The following is a 24,151-nucleotide window of genomic DNA, read 5'->3' on the forward strand; positions in this document are numbered from 1 at the left end:
CAGTTGAGTCATCATCGATGGCTTGTTTTGCTATGCCCATTTTTTAACTGGGTGCCCAGAGTATTCATTTCAGACTTATAATCCTCCTAATAAAAGTAGTCAATTATTTAGTAAGCTCGGGTGCCCTTTGAATGACATCCGGAAAAATTTTATAGTAAACACCATTCCATGAATCTAAGACATTTTCTTCTAATATCTTTTAAAATATTACAGCCATATATAGCAGCTGCTCACAATATCCTTTTACAATGTAGCTTTGAAGCTTTCTAAAAAGTTACGGCTGATTTCTGCTCCTTTTTTTGGGTCATCATAGCTGTCTAATTCCACCGTAATCCAATCATCGTAACCAAGTTCATCTAACAACTGGATCATTTCATCGAATTTTTGATGTCCTTCTCCTAAAGGGAGAAATTTACCATTATGATAATCTTTGAAGTGAATGTATTTAATGCGATTCGAATACTTTTTAATCACTTCTATCGGATCACCGCCGCCTGCTTCGATATGCGCTGTATCTGGACAAAGATTGATCGTCGTCAACGGCATAAGCTTGTCCAACTGGTTCGGAGCTTCTACGTTTGTTCCCAAATGCGGGTGATAACTTGGAATGAGATTGTATTTTTCCGCAATCGCTACCACTTGATTAAGAGCATTACCCAAATCAGCGTAATCGCTTTCTAAAATGCCATTCGTACGAACGGCTCCTCCACCGACAACTAAATGCCGCGCGCCTAATTCAGAAGCAAGAGCCGCAACATCCTCGATTTTTAATAGCTCCTCTTCTAAAATATCTGGGAAGATAAAATTCCCGCCGGTATAAACACCGATAAATTCTAGAGAATATTGATACAGCAACGCTTTAAATTCTTCTTTTTTGTCTTTGAACTCCATCAAGTTTCCGTCAAAAATTTCAAATCCTTTATATCCAACTTCAGCAATCTCTTTTAAAGCTTCTTCCGTTGAACCATTCGCAAGGTAATAAAGATCTTTTATCGAAGTTACTCCGGCCGGGTGTCCTACTACCCCGCCCCACGTATTTGTTTGGTATCCTAGTTTCATTGTTTCTCCTCCACTTTCGAAATAATGTGTGTTACTTTCACCAACTATATTTGTAATGGATTACATCTATATATTAAATTAAAACTATAAATCCCTGTTTAATCGGATTTATGGTTGCTTTATTCCCAAAATTTGTAATCGATTACAAGATCCTTAAAAAAGGAAAATAAATTTTGTTTTAATTACTATATGAATTTTCAAAAGAACTCTTATTTCCTTATACAATATATTTAGAGCATGAATCGCGTGTAATAAGCTGATCTTCCAGCATATATTGATGTCTTTCGATTTTTTCTCTATTCATTAATCTTATAAGTAATTCCATTGCTTTCGTCCCTATCTCAAAGGCTGGCTGTGCGATCGTTGTAAGGGCCGGTTCAAAAATAGATGAAAATTTTATATCATCAAATCCTATCACAGAGATATTATGAGGAACGCTTAACCCTTTTGATTTGATTGCGTTTATCGCTCCAAATGCCATCTCATCATTAGCTGCAAACACGGCTGTCAGAGGATCATTCAGAGCTAAAAATTTCATCATCATCTTAAAACCACTTTCATAAGAGAAATCACCTTCCTGTATTAGAATAGGTTCGACCGTAAGATTGTACCGTCTCATCGCCTGGCAATATCCCTTTAACCGGTCCTGTCCTAACACACTATCTAGAGGACCCGATATAAAACCTATTCTTTTATGCCCGAGATTAATCAAATGTTCTGTTCCCTTACGAGCACCGCTAATATTATCAATAGAAACAGTCGGAATGGTTGAGCCTTCTATATATTCACATGCGAGAACTACGGGATATTCGAAGGCCATTTCCTCTACGCTCTTTGACTTCATTCTTGCCGTTAGTAAAATAATTCCATCGGCTTTTTTCTGGCGGAGTATGTTTAAATACCCGTTTTCTCGTTCAATATCATTTCCCGCATCCCCAAGCAAGACCTGATATCCGTTTATGACTGCTAAAGACTCAATTCCTCTTAGTACCTTGGAAAAAAAAGTATTCGTAATATCTGGGACAACGACTAGAACGGTTTTGGTTTCTAATCTCCTTAGCTGGCGAGCTAAAGCATTAGGTTGGTAGTTTAATTCTTTAATTGCTTTTAATACTTTTTCAGTTGTTTCTTCCGTTACAGTGCCAGGTTTACTCAATACTCTCGATACTGTAGCGGTAGAAACTTTTGCCTTTTTTGCCACATCTACAATTCGCACCATTTTACGACTCTCTTTTCTTGTTCTATCTCTATAATGGAATTGTAATCGTGTACAAAAATATTGTCTAATTGACTTTAGACAAAAAAATCTATCATTCGAACTCGTTTATCCGCTTTTTGAACAACCATTTTATCCATATAAACAAAAAAAGCATAAATATTAAAAAAAAGAAAACTCAGCTCTAATTGCTCAGTTTTCTTGTTATATAAGTTATATCTCTTGTTTCATCTCTTTTTTATTCTATTTCTTAGTCTACACTAGCGTTAACCTTTCCAGCTTGCTCTTTAATGAACATGGTCCTATTTATGACAGTACCGAAGCTTCAAATAATTCAGCATGCAATGGTTCAATAAATACTTCTCAACATCACTGACAAATTTCTTGAAATGAGACGTTTCTTCATGCTGTTGAATGGCTGCTTGATCCTTCCACTTCTCCATAAAAACAATACGATCCTAGGTTAAATTATTTAGATTACTGACTTCTCTAGAATTTCAACAACATCTAATGTTTGTACTTTCTCTTCTACTTCTTTCGCTTTTTTTCCATCACTGATCATTGTTAAACAGTATGGGCACCCTGTACTAATGATGGGTGGATTTGTTTCAAGAAGCTGTTCTGTTCTTGAAACATTGATACGTGTTCCCTTATCTTCTTCCATCCACATTAAGCCTCCACCAGCACCGCACTGCATGTCCCCTTATAGTAACTAATTATAAAAATTAAAAGCTCAGCGGGCAAAAAGATTTATTGCTATACCAGTAAATAGAAAAGCAAGTATCTTTTAGAATGTAGCATATGCCCGCAAAGGTTATAGGGTGTTAGTTATACACTTGCTACAGAGCCGCCATCCACTCGAAGATTCACTCCGTTAATGTAAGATGACTGACTTGATGCTAAATAAACGACAGCTGAAGCCACTTCTTCTACTCTGCCAGGTCTTTTTACTTCAATATGAGGGCGATTCTCCTTTAGAAAAGCCTGTACGGCTTCATCAAAGCTGATATTCTGTTGCACTGCGGAATCATTTAACAAGTTCTCCAACAATGGTGTCATGATAAATGCAGGGGAAATGGTATTGATTAATATTCCCTTTGCTGCATAGGCTTTTGATAAGCTCTTTGTAAAATTGTTAAGTGCCGCTTTGGAAGCATTATAATGTGGTATAAACGCATCCGGCTGCTCTGCGCATTCAGAAGAAATATTGATAATTCGCCCATATTTTCCCTGTTTCATATAGGGGATAACGGCCTTCGTTACGCGTACGGCTCCAAAAAGATTGACTTCAAAAAGTCTCTGCCAATCCTCTATTTCCAAAGATTCGAAATCATCGAATCGATTGACAACTCCTGCATTATTAACTAGTATATCGATGGTTTTAAAGCAGTTAACTGTTTCAGACACAAGGCGCTCTACATCTTCTTGGTTTGATAAATCTGCTTGTACAGCAATCACCTTTCCTCCAACTTGTTCGATCTCATTTCTTGCTTCCGATAATGCATCTAATCCTCGGCCACAAATGACAACGTTAGCTCCTTCTTCTGCTAAAGCCTTTGCTATTGCTTTCCCTATTCCCTTACTGCCTCCTGTTACGATGGCCGTTTTATTTTCTAATTGTAATTTCATTTCTGATCATTCCTTCCTATTAAGTTCGCCAAAAGATTCTATAGTACTTAATGTACCAACCGAAAATAAGGCATGTTAAAAACTATAAGAAAAGGATCAACTCTTGCTCACTAATAAGTAGAGAGTTAACCCTTGTCCTTTATTACCAAACTGTCAAATTGAGAAGTGACTCATTAATCTTAACTGTGATGGGGGGCAAGTCCCACTGAGTAAACGGTTCACCGTACTAGGGGTCTGGCCCTTGTTCAATCAACGCTTTACTGTTGCAGGGTCAGGCACCTTTTATTTCAATTGCTTCGAATAGTTGTACTTGGATTGGTGCGCTTAATAGTCCTGGGACGGTTTTAACGAAGTTTTGGAAATGAGCGGTAGCTTCATGAACCTCAATTGCCGCTTGATCCTTCCACTTTTCTACAAACACAAATGTGTTTGGCTGTTCTGGATCTTCGTAATATTGATAGCTAATATTCCCTTCTTCTGCTTGAGAAGGTTCCGTAACTAGTTTAACTTGGTCCAAGAATGTTTGACGTTGTTGTGGATCTACTTTAAGATAGGCATGAATAATAATCATTAATAAGTTCCACCTTTACTTTTAATCTCTTTTATAATATCGCTTCAACAATTTCTTTCATATGTTCGATAGATTGCTTCGTGAAGTCATCAAAAATAGTAGATTCACCTTGAAGGCCTGAAGCCACGTAAGGATTTGAAACCGGAGGCAGGAACTCCATCGTAATATAGCCCTTATAACCTAGTTCTTTAAGTAGGGAAATGACTGGTCCAAAATCCGTTTGCCCCAGTCCCGCTGCTTCCCTTGTGTTATCAGCGATGTGTATATGGGCAAGATAACGTGAAATCTTCTTTATCGATTCAGTCATACTTCGTTCCTCTATACTCATGTGGAACAGATCAGCCATAATCCCTACATCTTCTACATTCACTTCCTCAACAAAACGTAAGGCTAAAGTCAGGTTATTAACTGAATAGGTCTCATAACGATTTAATGCTTCAATAGCCAGGGTGATTCCTTGTTCCTTAGCGTAAAGCCCCACTTCTTTCACGCTCAAAACGGCATTGTACCATTCTTCGTCAAAAGTTGTTTCTGGACTAAGTTTACCCACACATGTAGGAACTACAATAACAGTTGAGGCAAGCAAAGATTTCGCTAAATCAATCGATTTTTTCACATATTCAACTGCATTTTTTCTAATTTCATCATTTGATGAGGAAAGATCTCTTTCAGGAGTAAAAATACCACATATGGAGCTGCATTCCAGCTCATACTTTTTTAAAAGTTCTTTGGTTTCCTCAACATCAATGGAATACGGCTCCCCAGCTAGTTCGACACCCTGATAACCATATTTTTTTAGCCTTTTTAAGCTAACTTCTAAACTTTCATTTCCGAATATCCATTGAGTAGCACTATATTTGAACATTCTTATAATCGCTCCCTACAACTTAAAATTTTGAAAATGTGGAATAAATGAAAGGGATAAAAACAACTTTATCCCTTTCATTCTCTTGAAAAATACTCAGTTCATTTATTATTCAATTTCAACTAAGATTTTAATAGTGTCTTTGTTTTTATCTGCCTCTACAATTCCTTCTTCTAATTGAACTAATTTAATTGTCTTACTGAAGATCGCTTTTGGATTAAATCTCTTCGAAGAAAGCAATTGAATCGCCTTAGTCCAAGTTCCGTAAGTGCCTGCATAAGAGCCTACAATTGTCAGTTCTTTACTAAAGATTTCAAATGGCTTAACATCTAGCGTTTGATCAGCAGGGGCCGCACCATAGGCTACGATTGTCCCGCCTTTTCTAACCATTTGGAATGCTTGTCTATAGGTTGGCATTGCTCCAACTACTTCAAATACAACATCAGCACCTCTTCCTTCTGTCGTATTAAAGACTTCTTGAATAGGGTCCTTTTCTGATGCATCAATAACAACGTCTACTCCTAGTTCTCTTGCTTTCTGAAGACGCGCTTTATTCATTTCAGAAATAATTACCTTACTTGCACCATTTAATTTTGCCATAACAGCATGTGCCAGTCCCATTGGACCTGCCCCAATAATGGCAACGATATCTCCCATTCTTACATTTGCACGCTCCTGCCCGCGGATGACACATGCAAGCGGTTCAATGTAAGCACCTTCCTCCCAAGACATTCCTTCAGGTAACTTATAAGTATTACTTTCTGGTGCCTTTACAAATTCAGCAAACGCTCCGTTCGTATGAACACCAAGTTGCTTAATGTTCTCACAGAAAAGCTTTTGGCCTGTACGGCAAAAATAACAATTTCCGCAGCTAATATTAATATCAGCTGTTACTCGATCACCAACTGCTATACTGGTAACTGAAGCTCCTACCTTGACAACTTCACCAGCAAATTCATGACCTTGAATTAATGGCATAGGAGCAGGGAAATGACCGTTGTAAATATGAGGATCTGTTCCACAAATTCCACAAGCTTTAACCTTGATAAGAACCTCGTTATCTTCAATTTCTGGAACAGGTACAGTTTCAATTTTTAAGTCATGTGCTGTGTAAGTTACCGCAGCTTTCATTTCTTTTTGATCAAATCCTGCTTCTATACCTTGATTGTTAACTAATGTGTTCTGAGTCATTTTATACTTCCTCCTTAAATAATTTTTTCAGGAAAACGATTGACTCTTCTGTATATTGATCATAAAACTCTTCACATCTTGTTCCATTAAATGGATCTGCAAACGGAGGCAATAGCTCCATGGTTAAATACCCACTATAGTTAATATCGCGCAAAGCCTGAGCGATTGGTTTAAAATCTATATGTCCCCTGCCTGGTGCCGCTCTATTACTATCGGCGATGTGAAGGTGAAATAATTTGTCTCCAACCATTCTGATGGTATCCGCAATATCGACTTCTTCAATATTCATATGATACGTATCACCCATAACTCCTACGCTTGGCAGATTAACACGATTAACCAGCTCGAGTGATTGCTCTAATCGATTGATTAAATAGTTTTCGTAGCGATTCCATGCTTCTACTGTCAATCGAACACCATGTTTTCCAGCATAAATACCTGCTTCCCGTATTCCTTCCTCAGCCCATGTTAGCTCTGTTTCTCGATCTGTCTCTCCAAAAATTTTCATACAAGCAGTTGGAGTTAGAGAGATTCCTTTTGCTCCGATTTTGCTGGCAAAATCGACGCAGCTTTTTAAATAATTGACAGCATTTCTTCTAATATTTTCATTACTGGAGACTAGATCTCTTTCAGCATTATAAATGGCACAAATCGTCGAGGCTTCAATATTATATTTATCAAGTAATTCTTTAATGCGGTCAGCATCCATTTGTTCTGGCTCGCCAACAAATTCCACACCGTCATAACCATTTTTAGCTAGTCTAGCAATACTTGTTTCAATATCTTCTCCTGCGTATACTAACGTATTGTAAGAGTACTTAATCATTGGAACATCTCCTAATCACCAATTTTAGTTGTCTATGATAACTTCCCCTAGATTGACAAATATATGACACTCTATAACTTGAGGCCGCATTTAAAAGCGGCCGCCTCTATTGAGTTTTTAGTTCTCTTCTAGGGAGTTTAGTAATCTACTTTTCTAATTAATAATTATTTTGCAGCATTTTGAATAACTTCTGGTGCATCTTGACGATAAGCCATTTTCCAAACCTTTAAGACATTTTCCTGTGTTACTTTCATCGCTGGAACAACATAGAATGGATCTAATTGCTTACCAAGTAATGAATATCCAGCAACAAGGGCTTGGGCAACTCCATTTTCATAAGGTAATTGGGCTCCAAGACCTTTTATATTTCCTCGAGAAGCAATTTGAAGCGCTACATTAGTTCCCAAATCCACTGTAGTAATGACTAAATCATTTTTCCCTGCTGTACGAGCTGCAGCAAGAGTTCCTTCCGCTGGTACATCCCAAATCGCAAAAATACCATCTAAATCTGTGTGTCTTGCCAACATACCAGAGGCTACTTTTTCAGCATCGTTAGGAGTTATAATTCCACCACTTACAGCAATTTTAATATTTGGATATTTTTCTTTAATCGTTGTTTCGAATGCTTCTTTACGCTGGTTATTTACAAAGAAGTCAACATCATGGAAGATAACCCCAATCTTACCTTTTCCTTTAAGCACTTCACCCATGACTTCACCTGCATAAATACCGTTTCCATAATTATCTGATGAGACAACGCTTACATAATCTTTTCCAGCTTGGAATCCTTTTGGCACATTATCCATAAATATTAATTTTACGCCTGCTTCTGCAGCATTTTTAAAAGCTGGAGCAGTAGCAACTGGATCGACCGGCAAACTTACGATAATATCTGGTTTTTTAGCCATGATGGTTTCGATATCTGAGATTTGTTTTTCAGGCTTAAATTGTGCATCCGTAACAGCCACAACTTCTATGCCCATTTTTTCAAAAGTTTCTTTTACACCATTGATGATGGCAGTTGAGAAATCATTTCCTGCATAGTGCATGGAAATAGCCGCTTTGAAGTTACCTTCTTTAATTTTCTTTACATCCTCTTCAGACAATTGCAAAGTTGCTGCAGGTACTGCTGTTTCTCCGTTTGGACCCTTACTTAAAATTTCCTGATCGCTTGTTATTTCTGGGTTAATTGTAAGAGGAAAAGTTATTTTTGCTGGTGCAACTTTTTCAGTTTTTTGCTCCCCTGAAGTAGTTGAACTTTGTTTTCCACAACCCGTAAGAGCCAAACTAGAAATTAAAAGTCCCGTAACGATTAGTGAAGTAAGTTTTTTCATAGTATCCCCCAATAATTTATTAGTATAATAATGTTGAATTTTAAAATAATTTCGATTAAAAATTTTAGTGGACATCTCACGATGGATTATATTTACTAGTATTTTGACACTCTGTAATTTTTTTCTATGATTAAATTTTAGTATTGCTATGAAAATCAAATACTAGTATTTTTAATGCCATAACAAAGTAAAAATTTTTAGTACAAGCGGGCCAACCTTGTAGAATTTTAGCTACCCAGGTTAGCCCCGTTTTAAAATCATCTTAAAAATATGAGGTAATGCTTATTCACAGCCAATTTCTTTTAATTTTTCTTTCAAATAATCAATCGAGGTTTTTGCATACCAATCGGGATCCGCTTTTCTTGTATGGAATCCAATTTCCATTGAGAGGTAGCCCTTGTAATCGATTTCCTTTAATGCTTTTAATACGGAATCCCAATTTACAGTTCCTTGTCCAGGCGGTAATCGATCGTCATCCGAAATATGAACATGATGTAACTTATTTTTCATTTTATATACATAATCACTCGGTACTTCGTTACGATATAGGGCATGGAAAGTATCAAACATCACTTTCACATTGGATTCATCTGATTCTTCTGCCAGTTGCAAAGCATCATCCGCTGATTCGATTAAATTACAATCAGCAGCTTGAGGTTCAACTACTAATGTGATGCCAAGATCTTTCGCATATTTTGCAACATCTTGCAAACCTTCCAGACTATATTTCCATGCTTCCTGTTTGTTCATTCCAAAACCAAACCAACCTGCAAGCCACATAACAGTTGGGCATTCCCAGTCATGTGCTAATCGAATTACTTCTTTATAATGTTTTATCGTAAATTCACGCTCTTCTTTTAAAGCCGAGCATGGATTGACTCCAGGTCCTCCCCCAGGTGCGGGAAGCATAGCCGCAACATTAAGATTGTTCCGTTTTAAATGTTGAGCTATTTCTTTTCTTCTCTCATTGGAGAGATAATCCGGCCAAGCATGCGGGCTCGCACAACCTATTTCAATTCCATCATAACCAAATGCCGCTAAACGATTAATCACTTCTTCTAATGGATAAAATGGCAACATAGATGGAAAAGAATTATAAACCCAAGTATTAAATGAAAGCTTCATTCATTTATCCTCCTTAAAAATTAAGTCACAATAAACTAATTTTTGTTATTTATTAATCATTATTCCCAAACAAATACTGCTTTTTCTGTTTTTCTTTCATCAAACATGCGGAATGCAGTTTCCGCTTCTTCCAATTTAAATTGGTGAGTGACTAATTTTTCAACAGGGAGATTTTTTCTGACAATGAACTCAGCAATCTCATCGAACTCTTGAATTGGGAAGTACCATGAACCCATCACCGAAATTTGTTTACGAATTAGCTGTTGACTAGGTTTAATTGTTGTTTCTTTGCTTTCACCAATAAATGCCACGCGGCCGTGCGCTCTCACACAATCTAGTGCATCATTTTCAGCATATGGGCTTCCGGAGCAATCAATCGCTGCGTCTGCGCCGGCACCATTTGTAATGCGGGCAATTTCTTCTTGAACATTCATTGTTTTACCATTGATGGTGTAATCCGCACCTAATTCTTTCGCAAGCTCCAATCGCTCATCAAGCATGTCAACAGCAATAACTGTTGCGCCTAATCCTTTGGCGATCATCACACCGGCACCGCCCATTGGGCCCATACCAAAAATAACAAGGTAGTCTCTTCCGGAAATTCCCAATCTCTTTTGAGCGTGATAAAGGGTTCCTACTGCATCTGTTGACACGGCAGCTGTTACAAAGCTCATACTATCTGGAAGTCTCATGCAGTTTTCAGCTGGAACTACCATATACTCAGCGTCGCCGCCATGAGAGTCAAAACCGATGCACTTAAATTCTTTACAGAACATTTTGTAGCCACTCTTACAATGAGCACATTCACCGCAGCCTAATGCTAAGTAAACGGCAACCCGATCACCGGGCTTAAAATTAGATACACCATTACCTACTTCTGTAATAACTCCTGCAGGCTCATGTCCAGGCACCGTACATCCACATTTTGTTCCTTCAAAAACAGATGTTCCGTAGTATAAGCTCATATCACTGCGGCAAATAGCAGACGCCTTTAATTGAATGAGTACTTCTCCTTGTCCTGGTGTTGGGACTTCAACCTGACGAATTTCTACCTTTTTGTCTCCTGGAAAAAATACTGCTTGCATTGTTGTCATCGTACTGCCTCCAATAAGTTAATTTGAATTATAAAACTAAGGTCCACCACAACTTGTTTTTATTGATTACATAAGGGCTGTAGAATACAGCCCGCCATATCCCCTTTTATATAAAACCGTATAACGTTCCGATCAAAATTGTTCTATCAAACAAAAATTAAGCCCACCACATATCAGTAACTTGTTCCTTAAACATGGCACCTTTTAAAAGAGAAATCGCTTTCTTTAATTCCTCATCTGTTGAAGCAAGCATATTTTCAGGTTCAAAGGAAATCACATAATCATAACCAACCGCTCTTAAGGCACTTACAATATCTTTCCACATTTTTCATCCGAGCCATAACCTACAGATCTAAATGTCCATGAGCGATCTAAAATTTGGCTGTAATGCTTTGTATCTAAAACACCTTTTACACTAATATTGGCTTGATCTAAATAAGTGTCCTTCGCCTGGAAATGGAAAATGGCACAAACTAAATGGCTTGGATCAAAATTGGCACCAATGTTTTCCCCCGCATGTTCTCATAACTTTAGTAGTGTATCAGGATTATAGACTACAAACCCCGGGTGCATTTCAAAGGCAATTTGGTTAATGCCATGCTTTTTCGCGATTTTCGCTTCATCTTTCCAATAAGGAATCACGACTTTGTTCCATTGCCAGTTCAACACATCTAAATATTCCGGAGGCCACGAACAAGTAACCCAGTTTGGATTTTTGGCGTTAGGATGATCACCCGGACAGCCGGAAAACCCATTTACAACTGGAATGCCTAAGCGTTCCGCCAATAAAACAGTCTTCCTCCAAACCTCATGGGAACAAACTTTTTATCAGGATGCAGCGGATTTCCGTGGCAGCTTATTCCACTGATCGTTAGTCCTCTAGTTTCAAGCGTTCTCAGGAATGTTCTTGCTTTTTCAGGAGAGACAAGCAATTCATCCGGATTACAGTGATGGTTGCCGGGATAATTCCCTGTCCCCAATTCAACGGTCTCAACACCAGGCTTGCTAATTTATCCAGCATTTCTTCAAATGGCAGATTCTGATACAGCGGAGTAAATACACCTAGTTTCATACTAGAACCTCCTTGCTTGCCTGAACCTTCACCCATTTCTGCTGCTGATGGCTTTCCAAGATGGCATCTGTAATACACATGGAAATGTGGCCATCTACAAATGTCGCAAACTTAGGCTTGTCTGTTTTCAGGCTCTTTCCATCGCGAACAAAAGAATAGAAATTTAACATCATATTTTTTAATGCATCCGGCCAGCCTTCATTATGCCCACCTGGATGATGGATAGCTGATCTTGCCTCCGCTGAGAATAACGCAGGGTCTGCTAAAAGAAATTCATTCGCTTTATCCCGGTGTCCGATCCATAATTTTTCTGGTTCTTCCTGGTTCCAGAAAACAGAGCTGTGGCTTCCGTTGATTTCAAAGCTTAGTCTATTTTTCCGGCCGGCACTTACTTGAGATACCGTAAAGACTCCTCTTGATCCATCTTCAAAGCGAACTAGAACGGATGCATAGTCTTCTGTATTGATTAGAACATCTTCATATTCCATATCTTCTTTATTCTGGGCACCAAAAGTAGCTACATTTCCTGTAGGCATCTTTCTTACTGGAACAACAGTTGCTAAATCAGCAAATACTTCCACAATCTTTTTACCTGTTACAAATTGGACAGTATCGCACCAATGGGACCCAATATCCGCTACCGCCCGTGATTTCCCGCCTACTTCCAGCGCTAAACGCCAGTTATAATCTGTTTCAAATAACAACCAGTCCTGCAAGTAACTTCCGTGGACCAAATTCACTTTCCCAAGATCACCATTTGTGATTTTCGCTTGTAAGTTTTGTATACTTGCATGCTGTCTGTAATTAAAGTTCACCGTATGGACTACGCCGTGTTTTTCTGCAAGCTCCAGCAATTCTGCTGATTCTTCACTGTTCATTGCCAGCGGCTTTTCTGAAACGACATGCTTTCCTGCCAAAATTATCTCTTTATTAATTGCAAAGTGCAGGTGATTTGGTGTGCAATTGTGCACTACCTGGATTTCACTGTCTTTTAGCATTTCACGGTAATCACCATAAGCTTTCGGGATTCCAAGCTCAACTGCTTTTTTTTCAGCTGTTTCCTGACTGGTTTCCGCCAACCCAACTACTTCAACAAAGCCCAGTCTTCTGATGGCCTCAATATGAGTTGGCCCGATAAAACCGGTACCAATGATACCAACTTTAATCTTCCTCATTTTTCTTCCTCCTTTACATAAGTTTTCTCATGTTGTTGATAACGTACTTTTTTAAGATTGTTACCTCATGCCCTAGATATTTATATATATAATTTGAACATGAGGTAACTTCAATTTTATAAAAACCTATCTCTTTATCGCTTTTTTACCAAATGCCACAGCCAAGATAATGATAATTCCTTTGATAATCATTTGCTGGCTGACATCCAGACCCATAATGATCAAACCGTTATTAATCGTACCAATCATCAAGGAACCTACAATCGTTCCGATGATCGTTCCTACACCACCAAACAAGCTTGTTCCTCCAAGGATAACCGCTGCGATAACAGAAAGCTCATCCCCTTCACCAAAGGAAAAACGTCCTGCATTCATACGACCTGCATAGAGAAGACCGGCTAAACCAGCCATTAATCCTGTACCTAGGAAAACCATCAACTTGATTTTCATCGTCTTAACACCAGAGAACCTTGCAGCATTTTCATTTCCACCTGTAGCAAGAACCTGACGGCCGAATGCTGTTTTACGAAGCAACACATGAGCGATAAGCGTAAACACTAGAGTCCAGATAAGAAGTACCGGAATTGGACCAATGTCACCAGATCCAAAAATAAAGTTGAAATTTGCATCTACAATTGGAACTGGTGCTGTGTCTGTAATCCACATCGCAAATCCTTTAACAGCTCCCATTGTTCCCAATGTTACTAGGAAGGAAGGAATCGCTACCTTGGTAACAAGCAAACCATTGATTAAACCAACCACAAGTCCTGTACCTACACCGCCAATAAGTCCTCCCACAATGCCATAACCGGCTTGAATTGCCAATGCACCTACAAGGGAAGAAAGAGCGGCAATGGAACCTACAGAAAGGTCAATTTCTCCTGTACTGATTACAAATGTCATCGCCAACGCCATTAAGGAAATGGTGGCTGTTTGTCTAACAATATTTAACAAGTTTCCTGATGTTAAAAATCCTTCATCACTTAAGGTGATAGAAAAATAGATTAATACTCCTACGAAAGCGAAATAAACAATATAATTGCGCCACTCGAAGCCTTTCAATACCGGAGTTTCCGGCTTTTGTAAATTAGAAACCTTGGATTGCATATTGTAATTCCTCCTCTGATTTAATCTCCTTGCGAGACATCTCCTTTTTAATTTTCCCATCATGCATGACGACCACACGGTCACTCAAGGCAAGCAGTTCTGGGAGTTCAGATGAGACCACAAGGATTGCCTTGCCAGTTTCGGCCATTGCCCGAATAATTTCAACGATTTCCGTTTTTGCACCAATATCTACACCGATGGTTGGTTCGTCCAACATAAGGACGGTAGGATCATTCGCCAGCCATTTGGCTAGAACAATTTTTTGCTGATTACCACCTGATAACAGTCTTGCTTGTTTAAAAATATGATCCGTTTTAATATTGAGCTTTTGAACAAAATCATTACTAATGTCATTTGATTTTTTATTATCTATAAAAGTTCCTTTTTTAACCTTCGAAAGAATTGGAAGAATCATATTATCCTTGACACTATGTTCAAGAACCAAGCCTTGCATTCGGCGATCCTCCGGAATCAAAGCAAGACCGGCATCGATCGCATTTCTTGGATTATTAATCCTTTGTTTTTGTCCGTTTACGTAGATTTCTCCACTCTCAATCGGGTCAATTCCAAACAAACTTCGAAGTAATTCTGTTCTCCCGCTTCCCATCAGCCCGGCAATTCCGACGATTTCACCCGGCTGAATTTTAAGATTGATATCTTGAACATTTCCGGCTGTTAAGTTTCTCACTTCAAATATCGACGGTACGTCAGTAGCGTAAGCACGTTCCTTCCATTCAAATGCTTGGTCAAACTCCATACCGACAATATGTTGAATAACGGTGTCAAGATCGGTTTCACTGCATTTTTCGGTTGTGATATATCGGCCATCACGTAATATTGTAATTCGGTCACATATTTCAAAGATCTCATCCATCCGGTGAGAAATATAGATGATGGAATAACCTTTTGCTTTCAATTTGTTAATAAAACTAAATAGTACTTCTGTTTCATTTTTAGTTAAGGAAGAGGTTGGCTCATCCATAATAAGAATTTTCGCTTCTTGAGAAAGCGCTTTAGCAATTTCTGTCATCTGCCAATAGCCGACACCTAAGTTTTGTACAATATCACTTGGTTTGATATCTACGCCTAATTCTTCAAGAAGTTTTTCCGTTTTCTTCTCACAATCCTTGTCATCAAGTAGCCCAATGGATGTTTTCTTCTCGCGAGTGAGATAAATGTTTTGAGCAACGGTAAGAGTCGGAATTAGACTAAACTCTTGGAAAATCATTGATATATTGTTTTTTTGCGCATCTTCATAGCTCTTAATACTTACAGGCTTTCCTTCAATTAGAATGTCGCCGCTATCAGCGGTATACACTCCGGTTAGAATTTTCATTAATGTAGATTTCCCAGCACCATTCCCCCCCATCAAGGCGTGAACTTCACCTTTTTTTACTGAGAAATTAACATTTTTCAGTACAGGAATCCCATTAAATCCTTTATTAATATTTTTCATTTCTAGAATAGGTTGTTCCATCCAAGTTCACCTTCTTTTCTTGGTAGAGGCTACTTTTCGGGCAGCCCCTATCCTATTTATTATTTCATTGCATCTTGAACTGTTTTAGGAGCATTTACCCCGTAGATAAGCTTCCAAGAATCTATTACATTTTCTTTTGTTACTTTTATCGATGGTGAAGCAACATATACTGGTGCTTCCTTACCTAATAGTGCATAACCGGAAAGAATGGCTTGTGCTACACCTTGGTCATATGGCAGCTGTGCTCCAAGTCCTTTCACGATTCCATCTTGTGCAATCGAGATCGCAACGTTTGTTCCCAAGTCAACAGTGGTTACAACAAGTTCATTTTTTCCTGCAGTGCGGGCAGCAGCCATAACACCTTCAGCAGGTACATCCCATGGAGCAAAGATTCCATCAATGTCTTTATTTCTTGTAAGCATCGCAGAAGCTACTTTTTCAGCATCGTTTGGACCAGTAATACCGCCTTTGTCTACAATTTCAATATTTGGATATTTTTCTTTGATTCTTGCTTCGAATGCATCAGAGCGGTTTTTTGTTACGAAGAAGTTTACATCGTGATACACAATAGCAACTTTACCTTTTCCACCAAGTTTTTCAGCCAGTATGTCTGCTGCTGTTGCTCCGTTACCCATGTTGTCACCAGACACAATGCTAATGTAATCCTTTCCAGGGACAAGGCCTTCTGCAGCTCCATCCATAAATACCAATTTAACGCCTTGTGCAACAGCCTTTTTATAAGCTGGTGCAGTGGATACTGCATCAACTGGAACAGAGATCATAATATCGGGTTTTTTCGCTAAAACGGTTTCAATATCGTTTACTTGCTTTTCTGCTTTAAACTGTGCATCTGTAACAGCAACTACTTCGATTCCCATCTTCTTAAATGTATCTTGCATTGCACCTACTGCAGCATTCATATAGTCAGTACCGGAGTAATGCATAACAATAGCTGCTTTATATTTTCCATCTTTAATCTTTTTAAGTTCTTCCTCATTTAATTGTAATGATTTTGCAGAAACAGCTTGTTCGCCATTTGGTCCTTTATCTTGTACTTCTAAATTAGGAATAGCTGGATTGATCGTTAATGGCCCTGATGCTGTTTTTGAATAGTTTTCATTCTTTTGTGTCTTTGCTTGTTCACCAGAAGTGGATTTATTACCACCACAACCGATTAGGAAAATGCTTAAAATGAATAATAATAATAATACCGAAAGTGAAAAACTCTTTTTCATGTCATAACCCCCACAATGTTTGTTATTTACTTGAAGCTCGTTATTTTGTTGGCACCACCTTAAATCTTAAGTGTGGCACCACCTCCTTTTCATAAATTGAAAGTTTAATAGATATTAGTATTCGTTTACATTTAAGATATAAAATTGGAATTTTACCAACTTACAAAAAATGTAAAAGATTACATTGATTTCAAAAATTTTTTAAATACTTCCTACAAGAGTCCCTCACAACCAGCTGGTCATCTAATATAATTTGCTTGCGCTTGACTTCCTCTTTGTTGATGAGTTTCATCAGTAATTCCATCGGTTCTCGCCGATTTCGAATGCCGGCTGTGCAATCGTTGTAAGACCCGGTTCGAATATGGAGGAAAATTTCAGATTATCAAAACCTAGAACCGAAATATCCTCAGGCACCATAAGACCCTTAGATTTAACTGCTTTAGTCACTCCCATTGCCATTTCATCGTTTGCAGCGAATATCGCTGTAGGGAGTTTGCCAAGGGCGAAAAACTTCATCATAAGATTAAAAACGCTATCAAATGAGAAGTCACCCTCTTGGACTAACACGTGGTCAACTTTCAGGTTTTTTCTTGCCATCGCTTGATAAAATCCTTTGAGGCGGTCTTGGCTCAACACGATATCGAGAGGTCCAGAGATGCAGCCAATTCTTTCGTGTCCCAAGTCGATTAAATATTCTACTGCCTTTCTGGCACCGCTATGTTATCAATCGAAACAGTTGGGATGCTAGAGCCTTCAATATACACATGCCAGCACCACCGGAAAACTTCGGGCCACCACTTCAACGGCTGCTGCATCCATTCTGGCGGTTAATAAAACCATTCCATCTGCTTTTTTTGCTGCAGGATGTTTAAATACCCCTTTTCTCGTTCCACATCATTACCTGTATCGCCGAGTAAATCCTGAAATCCTTTTGCAACAGCGACAGCTTCAATTCCCCTTAACACATTTGAAAAAAAGGGATTTGTAATGTCAGGCACAACGACTAGAATTGTCTTCGTTTCGAGTCTTCTTAGCTGGCGTGCTAAGATATTAGGCTGATAATTCAATGCTTCAATCGCCTTTAACACTTTTTCCGTCGTTGTTTCCCTTACTGTTTCAGGCTTTGTTAATACTCGAGATACTGTTGCAGTAGAAACATTAGCCTTTTTTGCTACATCCACAATCCCAACCATCTTTGTTCTCTTTTCCTTTCCTGTTTCTATACTTGAATTGTAATCGTTTACAAATTTGTCGTCTAATCGCCTTCAGACAAGCTTTTCGTCCAATTGGGTAATAGATTTTTTCATCCAGAAAGCCATTTCATTCATTCGAACAAAAAAAGCATTTTTTTAAAAAATAAGACCCAGTAACTTTTCATTACTGAGCCTTACTTTTTACAACGATTTACATTTTTGCAACTCTGCAAGCTTATTCTTCGAAACCTTTGCAGTCTCTTCATAATTTTTAAAATAGGCAATGTACGATTGGCCAGCCGCTTCAATTTTCGTTAAATATTGCAAATTGATAATATAAGAACGATGGGAGGCAACAAATCGCGAATCAAGAATTTCTTCAAGGTCGGTTAACGCTTCATTTAACTCAAATTTTTGATTAACCATATGAATGACGGACTTTCGGTCAGCTCTTTCAATAAAAATAATCTCGTCTAACGGAATAAAAGAATACTGGTTACGCTGTTTGATCATTAAATCCTTTTTGACTGGAGCAGAAGGCGGAACCGTGACGGTTTGCTTCGAAAAGGCTGCTGCCCGCTCTAAAGCGGAATAAAGCCTGCCCCGCTCAATCGGTTTCACAATATAATCGATCGCATTCACCCCAAAGGCTTCAAGCGCGTATTCATCATGGCCTGTAATAAAAATAACCTGCAAGGTTGGCAGAATTTTTTTACACGATTTAACCGCTTCCATTCCGTTCAATAAAGGCATGTTAATATCAACTAACACGATGTCAGGCTTTTCCATCATTACTTTGTTGATTAAATCCTCACCATTTACTGCTTCTCCGACAATTTGATAGTTCGGAACAGATTTAATCAAATGCTTTAACAATTTTCTAGATGGTGCATTGTCCTCTGCAATCAAAACTTTCATAAATCATCCCTCATGTAATTAAGTTTGGTTTATACTATATCACATAACGTATTAACTAGATAATATGTGAAAAAATGAAATAAATGGCTTCTTAGTTTTTAGTTAGTAGGCAATCTAACTGCTTACAGTATAAGACAGTACATCTGGCTTAGGAAGTTTTTAGAATCGAAAGGGAATGGTGGAGAAAAAATGGAAGGAACCAATAAGGAAAACTTATATAAGGAAGTCCTTCGGACCATGTCCGAATGTGTAATGATTCTTGAAAAGTCGGGGAAAATGGTTGCCCTAAATGAAAATGCAGAAAAAATACTGGGGATTAAATCAGAGTCCTTAACTCAATCCAGCTCGATGCAACTAGAATATGTAAATGAAGACGGAACACCATTAACCTATTCTCAGTTACCAGGAATAATCACACTTAAGGATGGTATTCCTTTCCATGATTTCATATTGGGTATTAAAGACGGGAATAAGGACCTAAAATGGATCTCAGTCAATTCAACGCCTCTTAAAATTTGTGATAATAAAGAACAGGCTGCCCTTGTTACCATTTCTGATATCACCGAACGAAAAAACATGGAAAATGCCTTAATTCAAGCTAAAGAAGAGGCAGAAAAAGCAAATAAGGCCAAATCCGACTTTCTTTCTAAAATGAGTCATGAACTCCGTACACCATTAAATGGAATCCTTGGTTTTGCACAGCTATTAGAAATTGAAGAAACCTTAAATGATGATCAGCGTGATTTTGTCCAAGAGATTTTAAGTGGAGGGAGACATTTATTAAGTTTAATTAATGATATTTTAGATTTATCAAGAATAGAATCGGGCCAGATAAAAGTGTCGATCGAAGAGATTGATCTTCCGACGATTATCAATGAATGTATCAATATCGTGCAGCCGCAAGCCAACAAGAAGAGAATCAGTATACATAACCAATTGGATCAATGGCAAAACATATTTGTTCTTGCCGATCCCATTCGTCTTAAACAAATCTTTCTTAATCTTCTCGATAATGCTATCAAATATAATCGGGAAGACGGCAAAGTTATGATTTTCTCTTATTTGAAAGGAAATGAGCAGATCATTCATGTTGCTGATACAGGGATCGGACTTTCAGTTGAAGAATATCAAAAGGTATTTGTTCCCTTTTACCGAATTGAAGGGACACAAGAAGAAGGTACAGGTATTGGATTGTCTTTAGTAAAACAGCTCGTCCAGCTAATGGGGGGCAAAATTAGTGTAACGAGCCAAAAAGGAATAGGTAGTGATTTTTTCTTTAGTCTGCCGCTTCCAAATGAATTAAAGGCGGTCATGAGATGGGGTGAAGAGGTTGAACTTACTGAGAAAAATATCCGTAAGGAAGATGACTATCGTTTGTTATATATTGAAGATAACGAGTCGAACTTGAACTTAGTAAGGAAAATCATGAAATCTCAGCCTTCTTATACACTTTTATCAGCCCGTACAGGAAAAGAAGGATTAGAAATGGCTGCGAATGAAAAAGTGGACTTGGTTCTGCTTGATCTAAACCTTCCCGATATCCATGGCTACGAAATATTTGATAGGTTAAAAACAATAAAACAAACTAAAGATATTGCAGTAATTGCTGTAAGTGCCAATGCGCTTCCGCAGGACATTCAATATACATTAGACAAGGGGTTTGATAATTATGTAACAAAACCCTTTAATGTAAGAGAGTTTTTGACCATCATAAGAGAAACGCTGAATAGTACGATTAACCAAAATATTCCCATTGATGAAATTTTAAGCACAGGGCCGCATGGAGAGGTAGCTGTTTCAGCCAAAACACTCCAGTTATCTTTAAAAGACCTGAAAAAGCTTAAGGAAAAGAATTATAAGGCAGCTATTGCGATGCATTATACAGAAAATGACTTTTCAACTGCGATCATCCGTGGTTTGAAAGATACTTTTGAAAAAATGGGTATTGAAGTCGTGGCTGTTACGGATGCACAATTTAAGCCTGAAAAACAAATTTCAGATATCGAAATTATCATGGCTAAAAAACCGGATGTTATCGTTAGTTTACCGGTTGATCCAGTGGCAATTGCTCCCACTTTTAAAAAGGCTGCAGAAGCAGGAATCAAACTAATTTTTATGGATAGCATGCCTGAAGGATTAGAATTTGGTAAAGATTATGTAAGCGTTGTTTCATCTGATAACTATGGAAATGGTATTTTTGCCGCCGAGATCATGGGTAAAGAACTTAGAGGGAAAGGTAAGATTGGTGTTATTTTCCACAATGTTGATTTCTTTGTAAATAATCAGCGTGTAGAAGCATTCGAAACTACGATTAAAGAAAAATATCCCAATATTAAAATTGTTGCACGTTCTGGAATAACCACCCCATACGATGCGGAAAAAGCAGCCTCTGGTATGTTAGCAAAAAATCCAGATTTAGATGGGATTTTTGCCATTTGGGATGAACCCGCGGAAAGAGCACTAGCTGCAGCACATAAAGCAGGGAAAACTGATATAGTCATTACTACAGTTGATTTGGGAAGTAATGCGGCATATCAAATTGCTTCTGGAGGAAATGTAAAAGGTCTTGGAGCCCAATTACCTTATGAAAATGGAGTTGCTCAAGCAATTATTGCGGGATATTCATTACTTGGTAAGGAAGTAGCACCTTTCTATGTTGTACCAGCGATGAAAGTAACAAAAGAAAATGTCTTAAAGGTTTGGAAACTGGCTTATCGTCAAGATGCTCCATTCGCCATTCAAAAGTACTTTTAATTAGCTTGATTATACCAGTAACAAGAGTATCAACCCCAATATTACCGTATAAAAAGGAGAGGCCGGATTCATTCAAGGGGTTGATATTATCCCCTTTAAGTAGACGGCTACCCATACATCCAGTCGGCTATGTATACTTTTATGTTGATATGAACTTCTTTCCTTTAAAGAATTGTGTACCGTCACATTTGAGCTGGTTTCCACCACCATTTTTCGACCACTAGCAGGATCTACCAAACAAATTTCTTCTTGAAAATTCGTGTTTAATAGAAATGGATGATCATATCCACCTCCAACAAGTTTGTTTTGCAAAAAGTCGGATTTTATTCCTTCGAGTACTTTTTTTCCTTCCCTAAGATCAAAAGGTGTGTTTTCAACATTGATGAACTTACCTGTTGGAAGTAAGGATTCATTAAGCTCTAAAAAACAGTCACTTTTAATCGTTAATTCGTGCTCTAGTATATTCCTCTTAAGATCGCCACTTAAATTAAAATAAGAATGGTTCGTTAAGTTAAGTAGTGTTTTTTTATCTGATATGCCTTGATACGTTATGACTAGTTCATTATTGTTATTTAGACTGTAAATCACAGTCACTACAAGTCTCCCTGGGTAGCCTTCTTGGCCATCAGGACTTATATGGGAAAATTTAATGGTTACCTCATCAGATTTCTCTTCAAAGTGAGAGTCCCAAATAACAGTATGAAAACCATTAAGTCCTCCGTGTAAATGATTTCCCCCTTCATTTTTAGGCAGGTGATACGTGATACCGTCTAAATCAAATTTTGACTGCTTAATTCTACCTGCTACTCTGCCAATAACAGATCCAAAGAAAGATGTAGTGTTTAAATACTCTTCTAACGTATCAAATCCCAAGACAACATTTTCTATCTTTCCTTTTTTATCTGGTACTTTAATCTGGGTAATAATACAGCCGTAATCAATCCAAGTAACTTCCATTCCATTATCGTTTCTGACCGTAAATGATTTTACTTTTTGAGCGTTTAGTTCACCAAAAATATTCTCCGTTACGTTCATTTTATTCTCCCTTTTTACTTTGTCTACTGATTATTATTTTTTCTGAATTTACTTAATCGCTCATTTAGTTCTTTTGTTTGTACATATACATTTTTGTATAAATGGTAAAGTTGTTTATACACTTCAACGTTTTCCAGAATAGGTGTATATGTTTTAGCCGAGGATATGAAAACATCTGCACACTCATCGATAGATTCGTACCATTCACAACCGTATGCGGCTAGTATCGCTGCTCCTACAGCAGGTCCTTGTTCACTTGATAATTTTACAATGAACGCGTTGAAAATATCTGCCTGAATTTGAAGCCATGTATCATTTTTCGCTCCACCGCCAATGGAAACGATTGTATCAATCGTCTTTCCATTCTCTCGGAATATTTCGATAGATTCGTTCAATGAAAACGTAATTCCTTCAATAACTGATCTTGCGAAATCACTTCTTTTATTTGAAGAATCGATTCCTATAAAACTTCCACGAATGTTGGAATCAGCATATGGGGTACGTTCTCCTACTAAATATGGCGTAAAGAGAAGACCATTTGATCCAATAGGAACTTCATTTAATAATTCTAGTAACGATTCAAACGTTTCCTTTTCCGCAAAAATATCTTTAAACCAGCTTAAACTATATCCTGCAGCTAATGTTACTCCCATTGTATAAAAAGCATTTTCTTTTCCATGATTGAAGTAATGGACTTTCCCCTGAAAATCCTGATCATTACGTTCCTCATAAGAAAGAACAACACCAGATTTCCAATACTACATAATGTTTTTCCTTCCGAAAGAATTCCTGATCCAATTGCACCACAGGCATTATCCGCACCACCTGCGAATACTTTTGTTGATGGAACTAAACCAGTTTTTTTGCTATTTCTTCCGTAATCGTTCCTACACACTCATGTGATTCTACTAAAGGCGGGCAAATTTTTATATCAATACCTACTAATTGACATAATTCTTCACTCCACTTTTTCTGACCTACGTCTAATAAGAGTGTACCGGCAGCATCTGAATAGTCAGTATGTATTAGACCAGTCATTTTAAAGCGCAAATAATCTTTTGGTAACATAAAAACGGATGTTTCTTCAAATAGCTCTGGCTCTCCATACTTTTTCCGTTAATTGTTTCTTCTGGGTTGTAATATTTAATACGCAAAATAATTGGTAGAATCTGGACCTTCATATTTTACTTTAACATTTTTAACCTGAATTATTCATACCTTCTCTCAGGTCATGCATTTAATCAAAAATTAATTACATTTCTAAGTTTTTAAAAG

18 protein-coding genes and 4 pseudogenes are annotated in these 24,151 nt (G+C 37.8%); 1 reads left to right on the top strand and 21 read right to left on the bottom strand.

The annotated features are described in order from the left end of the window. Positions 1–243: 243 nt before the first annotated feature. The 19 genes and pseudogenes from Q1B07_RS22000 to Q1B07_RS22090 form a co-directional block, all read right to left on the bottom strand. Entirely contained in the window at positions 244–1,059 is an 816-nt protein-coding gene (locus Q1B07_RS22000) for a sugar phosphate isomerase/epimerase (protein WP_299094161.1), read from the bottom strand. A gap of 217 nt (positions 1,060–1,276) precedes the next feature. Then, positions 1,277–2,278, bottom strand: coding sequence for a LacI family DNA-binding transcriptional regulator (locus Q1B07_RS22005; protein WP_299094163.1), 1,002 nt, complete (start codon positions 2,276–2,278; stop codon positions 1,277–1,279). A gap of 299 nt (positions 2,279–2,577) precedes the next feature. Beyond that, complete coding sequence (locus Q1B07_RS22010; RefSeq protein WP_299094189.1) at positions 2,578–2,727, bottom strand: antibiotic biosynthesis monooxygenase; 150 nt, start codon at positions 2,725–2,727, stop codon at positions 2,578–2,580. Between the two features lie 20 nt (positions 2,728–2,747). Continuing rightward, positions 2,748–2,972 (bottom strand): annotated as a pseudogene (locus Q1B07_RS22015) ((Fe-S)-binding protein); the annotation flags it as partial. Between the two features lie 131 nt (positions 2,973–3,103). After that, the gene (locus Q1B07_RS22020) at positions 3,104–3,904 is read right to left on the bottom strand and encodes an SDR family NAD(P)-dependent oxidoreductase (protein ID WP_299094165.1); all 801 of its coding nucleotides are present in this window, start codon (positions 3,902–3,904) and stop codon (positions 3,104–3,106) included. A gap of 271 nt (positions 3,905–4,175) precedes the next feature. Beyond that, positions 4,176–4,475 carry a putative quinol monooxygenase gene (locus tag Q1B07_RS22025; RefSeq protein ID WP_299094166.1) on the bottom strand — a complete coding sequence of 100 codons (300 nt, stop codon included), beginning with the start codon at positions 4,473–4,475 and terminating at the stop codon, positions 4,176–4,178. 31 nt (positions 4,476–4,506) lie between these two features. Beyond that, positions 4,507–5,340: a sugar phosphate isomerase/epimerase family protein gene (locus tag Q1B07_RS22030; RefSeq protein ID WP_299094168.1), complete on the bottom strand. Its 834-nt coding sequence runs from the start codon at positions 5,338–5,340 to the stop codon at positions 4,507–4,509. Positions 5,341–5,448: 108 nt separating this feature from the next. After that, positions 5,449–6,531: a zinc-dependent alcohol dehydrogenase family protein gene (locus Q1B07_RS22035; RefSeq protein WP_299094170.1), complete on the bottom strand. Its 1,083-nt coding sequence runs from the start codon at positions 6,529–6,531 to the stop codon at positions 5,449–5,451. Between the two features lies 1 nt (position 6,532). Further along, positions 6,533–7,357: a sugar phosphate isomerase/epimerase family protein gene (locus Q1B07_RS22040; protein ID WP_299094171.1), complete on the bottom strand. Its 825-nt coding sequence runs from the start codon at positions 7,355–7,357 to the stop codon at positions 6,533–6,535. 164 nt (positions 7,358–7,521) lie between these two features. Continuing rightward, positions 7,522–8,766, bottom strand: a complete 1,245-nt coding sequence (locus tag Q1B07_RS22045; protein WP_366945261.1) for a substrate-binding domain-containing protein — start codon at positions 8,764–8,766, stop codon at positions 7,522–7,524. Positions 8,767–8,973: 207 nt separating this feature from the next. Continuing rightward, entirely contained in the window at positions 8,974–9,816 is an 843-nt protein-coding gene (locus Q1B07_RS22050; protein WP_299094175.1) for a sugar phosphate isomerase/epimerase, read from the bottom strand. Positions 9,817–9,875: 59 nt separating this feature from the next. Then, positions 9,876–10,910, bottom strand: coding sequence for a zinc-binding dehydrogenase (locus Q1B07_RS22055; protein ID WP_206021399.1), 1,035 nt, complete (start codon positions 10,908–10,910; stop codon positions 9,876–9,878). A 157-nt stretch (positions 10,911–11,067) separates the two neighbouring features. Further along, a pseudogene (locus tag Q1B07_RS22060) lies at positions 11,068–11,982 on the bottom strand (sugar phosphate isomerase/epimerase). Further along, positions 11,979–13,157, bottom strand: coding sequence for a Gfo/Idh/MocA family oxidoreductase (locus Q1B07_RS22065; protein ID WP_299094180.1), 1,179 nt, complete (start codon positions 13,155–13,157; stop codon positions 11,979–11,981). The pseudogene Q1B07_RS22060 and the gene Q1B07_RS22065 overlap by 4 nt, the downstream one beginning before the upstream one ends. A 126-nt stretch (positions 13,158–13,283) precedes the next feature. Next, positions 13,284–14,264 carry an ABC transporter permease gene (locus Q1B07_RS22070; protein WP_299094181.1) on the bottom strand — a complete coding sequence of 327 codons (981 nt, stop codon included), beginning with the start codon at positions 14,262–14,264 and terminating at the stop codon, positions 13,284–13,286. Next, positions 14,245–15,741: a sugar ABC transporter ATP-binding protein gene (locus Q1B07_RS22075; protein ID WP_299094183.1), complete on the bottom strand. Its 1,497-nt coding sequence runs from the start codon at positions 15,739–15,741 to the stop codon at positions 14,245–14,247. The genes Q1B07_RS22070 and Q1B07_RS22075 overlap by 20 nt, the downstream gene beginning before the upstream one ends. A 59-nt stretch (positions 15,742–15,800) precedes the next feature. Beyond that, a complete protein-coding gene (locus Q1B07_RS22080; protein WP_299094184.1) occupies positions 15,801–16,976 on the bottom strand; it encodes a substrate-binding domain-containing protein in 1,176 nt (391 codons plus the stop codon). Between the two features lie 190 nt (positions 16,977–17,166). Continuing rightward, positions 17,167–18,169 (bottom strand): annotated as a pseudogene (locus Q1B07_RS22085) (LacI family DNA-binding transcriptional regulator). A gap of 201 nt (positions 18,170–18,370) precedes the next feature. Beyond that, positions 18,371–19,087 (bottom strand): LytTR family DNA-binding domain-containing protein, encoded by a 717-nt coding sequence (locus Q1B07_RS22090; protein ID WP_299094185.1) that lies wholly within the window; start codon positions 19,085–19,087, stop codon positions 18,371–18,373. A gap of 189 nt (positions 19,088–19,276) precedes the next feature. On the opposite strand from Q1B07_RS22090, the gene Q1B07_RS22095 reads away from it, so the two are divergent. Next, positions 19,277–21,841 (top strand): substrate-binding domain-containing protein, encoded by a 2,565-nt coding sequence (locus Q1B07_RS22095; RefSeq protein WP_299094187.1) that lies wholly within the window; start codon positions 19,277–19,279, stop codon positions 21,839–21,841. 72 nt (positions 21,842–21,913) lie between these two features. Here the strand turns inward: Q1B07_RS22095 and Q1B07_RS22100 are convergent, their stop codons facing one another. Further along, the gene (locus Q1B07_RS22100) at positions 21,914–22,876 is read right to left on the bottom strand and encodes an aldose epimerase family protein (RefSeq protein WP_299094188.1); all 963 of its coding nucleotides are present in this window, start codon (positions 22,874–22,876) and stop codon (positions 21,914–21,916) included. A gap of 23 nt (positions 22,877–22,899) precedes the next feature. Next, positions 22,900–23,977, bottom strand: a pseudogene (gene xylB, locus Q1B07_RS22105) (xylulokinase); the annotation flags it as partial. Positions 23,978–24,151 lie beyond the last annotated feature (174 nt).

This window comes from uncultured Metabacillus sp., assembly GCF_947503125.1.
In the GTDB taxonomy this organism is placed as follows: domain Bacteria; phylum Bacillota; class Bacilli; order Bacillales; family Bacillaceae; genus Metabacillus.

Coding starts and splice junctions, on each gene's coding strand:
- Q1B07_RS22000 (WP_299094161.1), bottom strand. CDS start 1,059: ATGAAACTAGGATACCAAACAAATACGTGGGGCGGGGTAGTAGGACAC.
- Q1B07_RS22005 (WP_299094163.1), bottom strand. CDS start 2,278: ATGGTGCGAATTGTAGATGTGGCAAAAAAGGCAAAAGTTTCTACCGCT.
- Q1B07_RS22020 (WP_299094165.1), bottom strand. CDS start 3,904: ATGAAATTACAATTAGAAAATAAAACGGCCATCGTAACAGGAGGCAGT.
- Q1B07_RS22025 (WP_299094166.1), bottom strand. CDS start 4,475: ATGATTATTATTCATGCCTATCTTAAAGTAGATCCACAACAACGTCAA.
- Q1B07_RS22030 (WP_299094168.1), bottom strand. CDS start 5,340: ATGTTCAAATATAGTGCTACTCAATGGATATTCGGAAATGAAAGTTTA.
- Q1B07_RS22035 (WP_299094170.1), bottom strand. CDS start 6,531: ATGACTCAGAACACATTAGTTAACAATCAAGGTATAGAAGCAGGATTT.
- Q1B07_RS22040 (WP_299094171.1), bottom strand. CDS start 7,357: ATGATTAAGTACTCTTACAATACGTTAGTATACGCAGGAGAAGATATT.
- Q1B07_RS22045 (WP_366945261.1), bottom strand. CDS start 8,766: ATGTCCACTAAAATTTTTAATCGAAATTATTTTAAAATTCAACATTAT.
- Q1B07_RS22050 (WP_299094175.1), bottom strand. CDS start 9,816: ATGAAGCTTTCATTTAATACTTGGGTTTATAATTCTTTTCCATCTATG.
- Q1B07_RS22055 (WP_206021399.1), bottom strand. CDS start 10,910: ATGACAACAATGCAAGCAGTATTTTTTCCAGGAGACAAAAAGGTAGAA.
- Q1B07_RS22065 (WP_299094180.1), bottom strand. CDS start 13,157: ATGAGGAAGATTAAAGTTGGTATCATTGGTACCGGTTTTATCGGGCCA.
- Q1B07_RS22070 (WP_299094181.1), bottom strand. CDS start 14,264: ATGCAATCCAAGGTTTCTAATTTACAAAAGCCGGAAACTCCGGTATTG.
- Q1B07_RS22075 (WP_299094183.1), bottom strand. CDS start 15,741: ATGGAACAACCTATTCTAGAAATGAAAAATATTAATAAAGGATTTAAT.
- Q1B07_RS22080 (WP_299094184.1), bottom strand. CDS start 16,976: ATGAAAAAGAGTTTTTCACTTTCGGTATTATTATTATTATTCATTTTA.
- Q1B07_RS22090 (WP_299094185.1), bottom strand. CDS start 19,087: ATGAAAGTTTTGATTGCAGAGGACAATGCACCATCTAGAAAATTGTTA.
- Q1B07_RS22095 (WP_299094187.1), top strand. CDS start 19,277: ATGGAAGGAACCAATAAGGAAAACTTATATAAGGAAGTCCTTCGGACC.
- Q1B07_RS22100 (WP_299094188.1), bottom strand. CDS start 22,876: ATGAACGTAACGGAGAATATTTTTGGTGAACTAAACGCTCAAAAAGTA.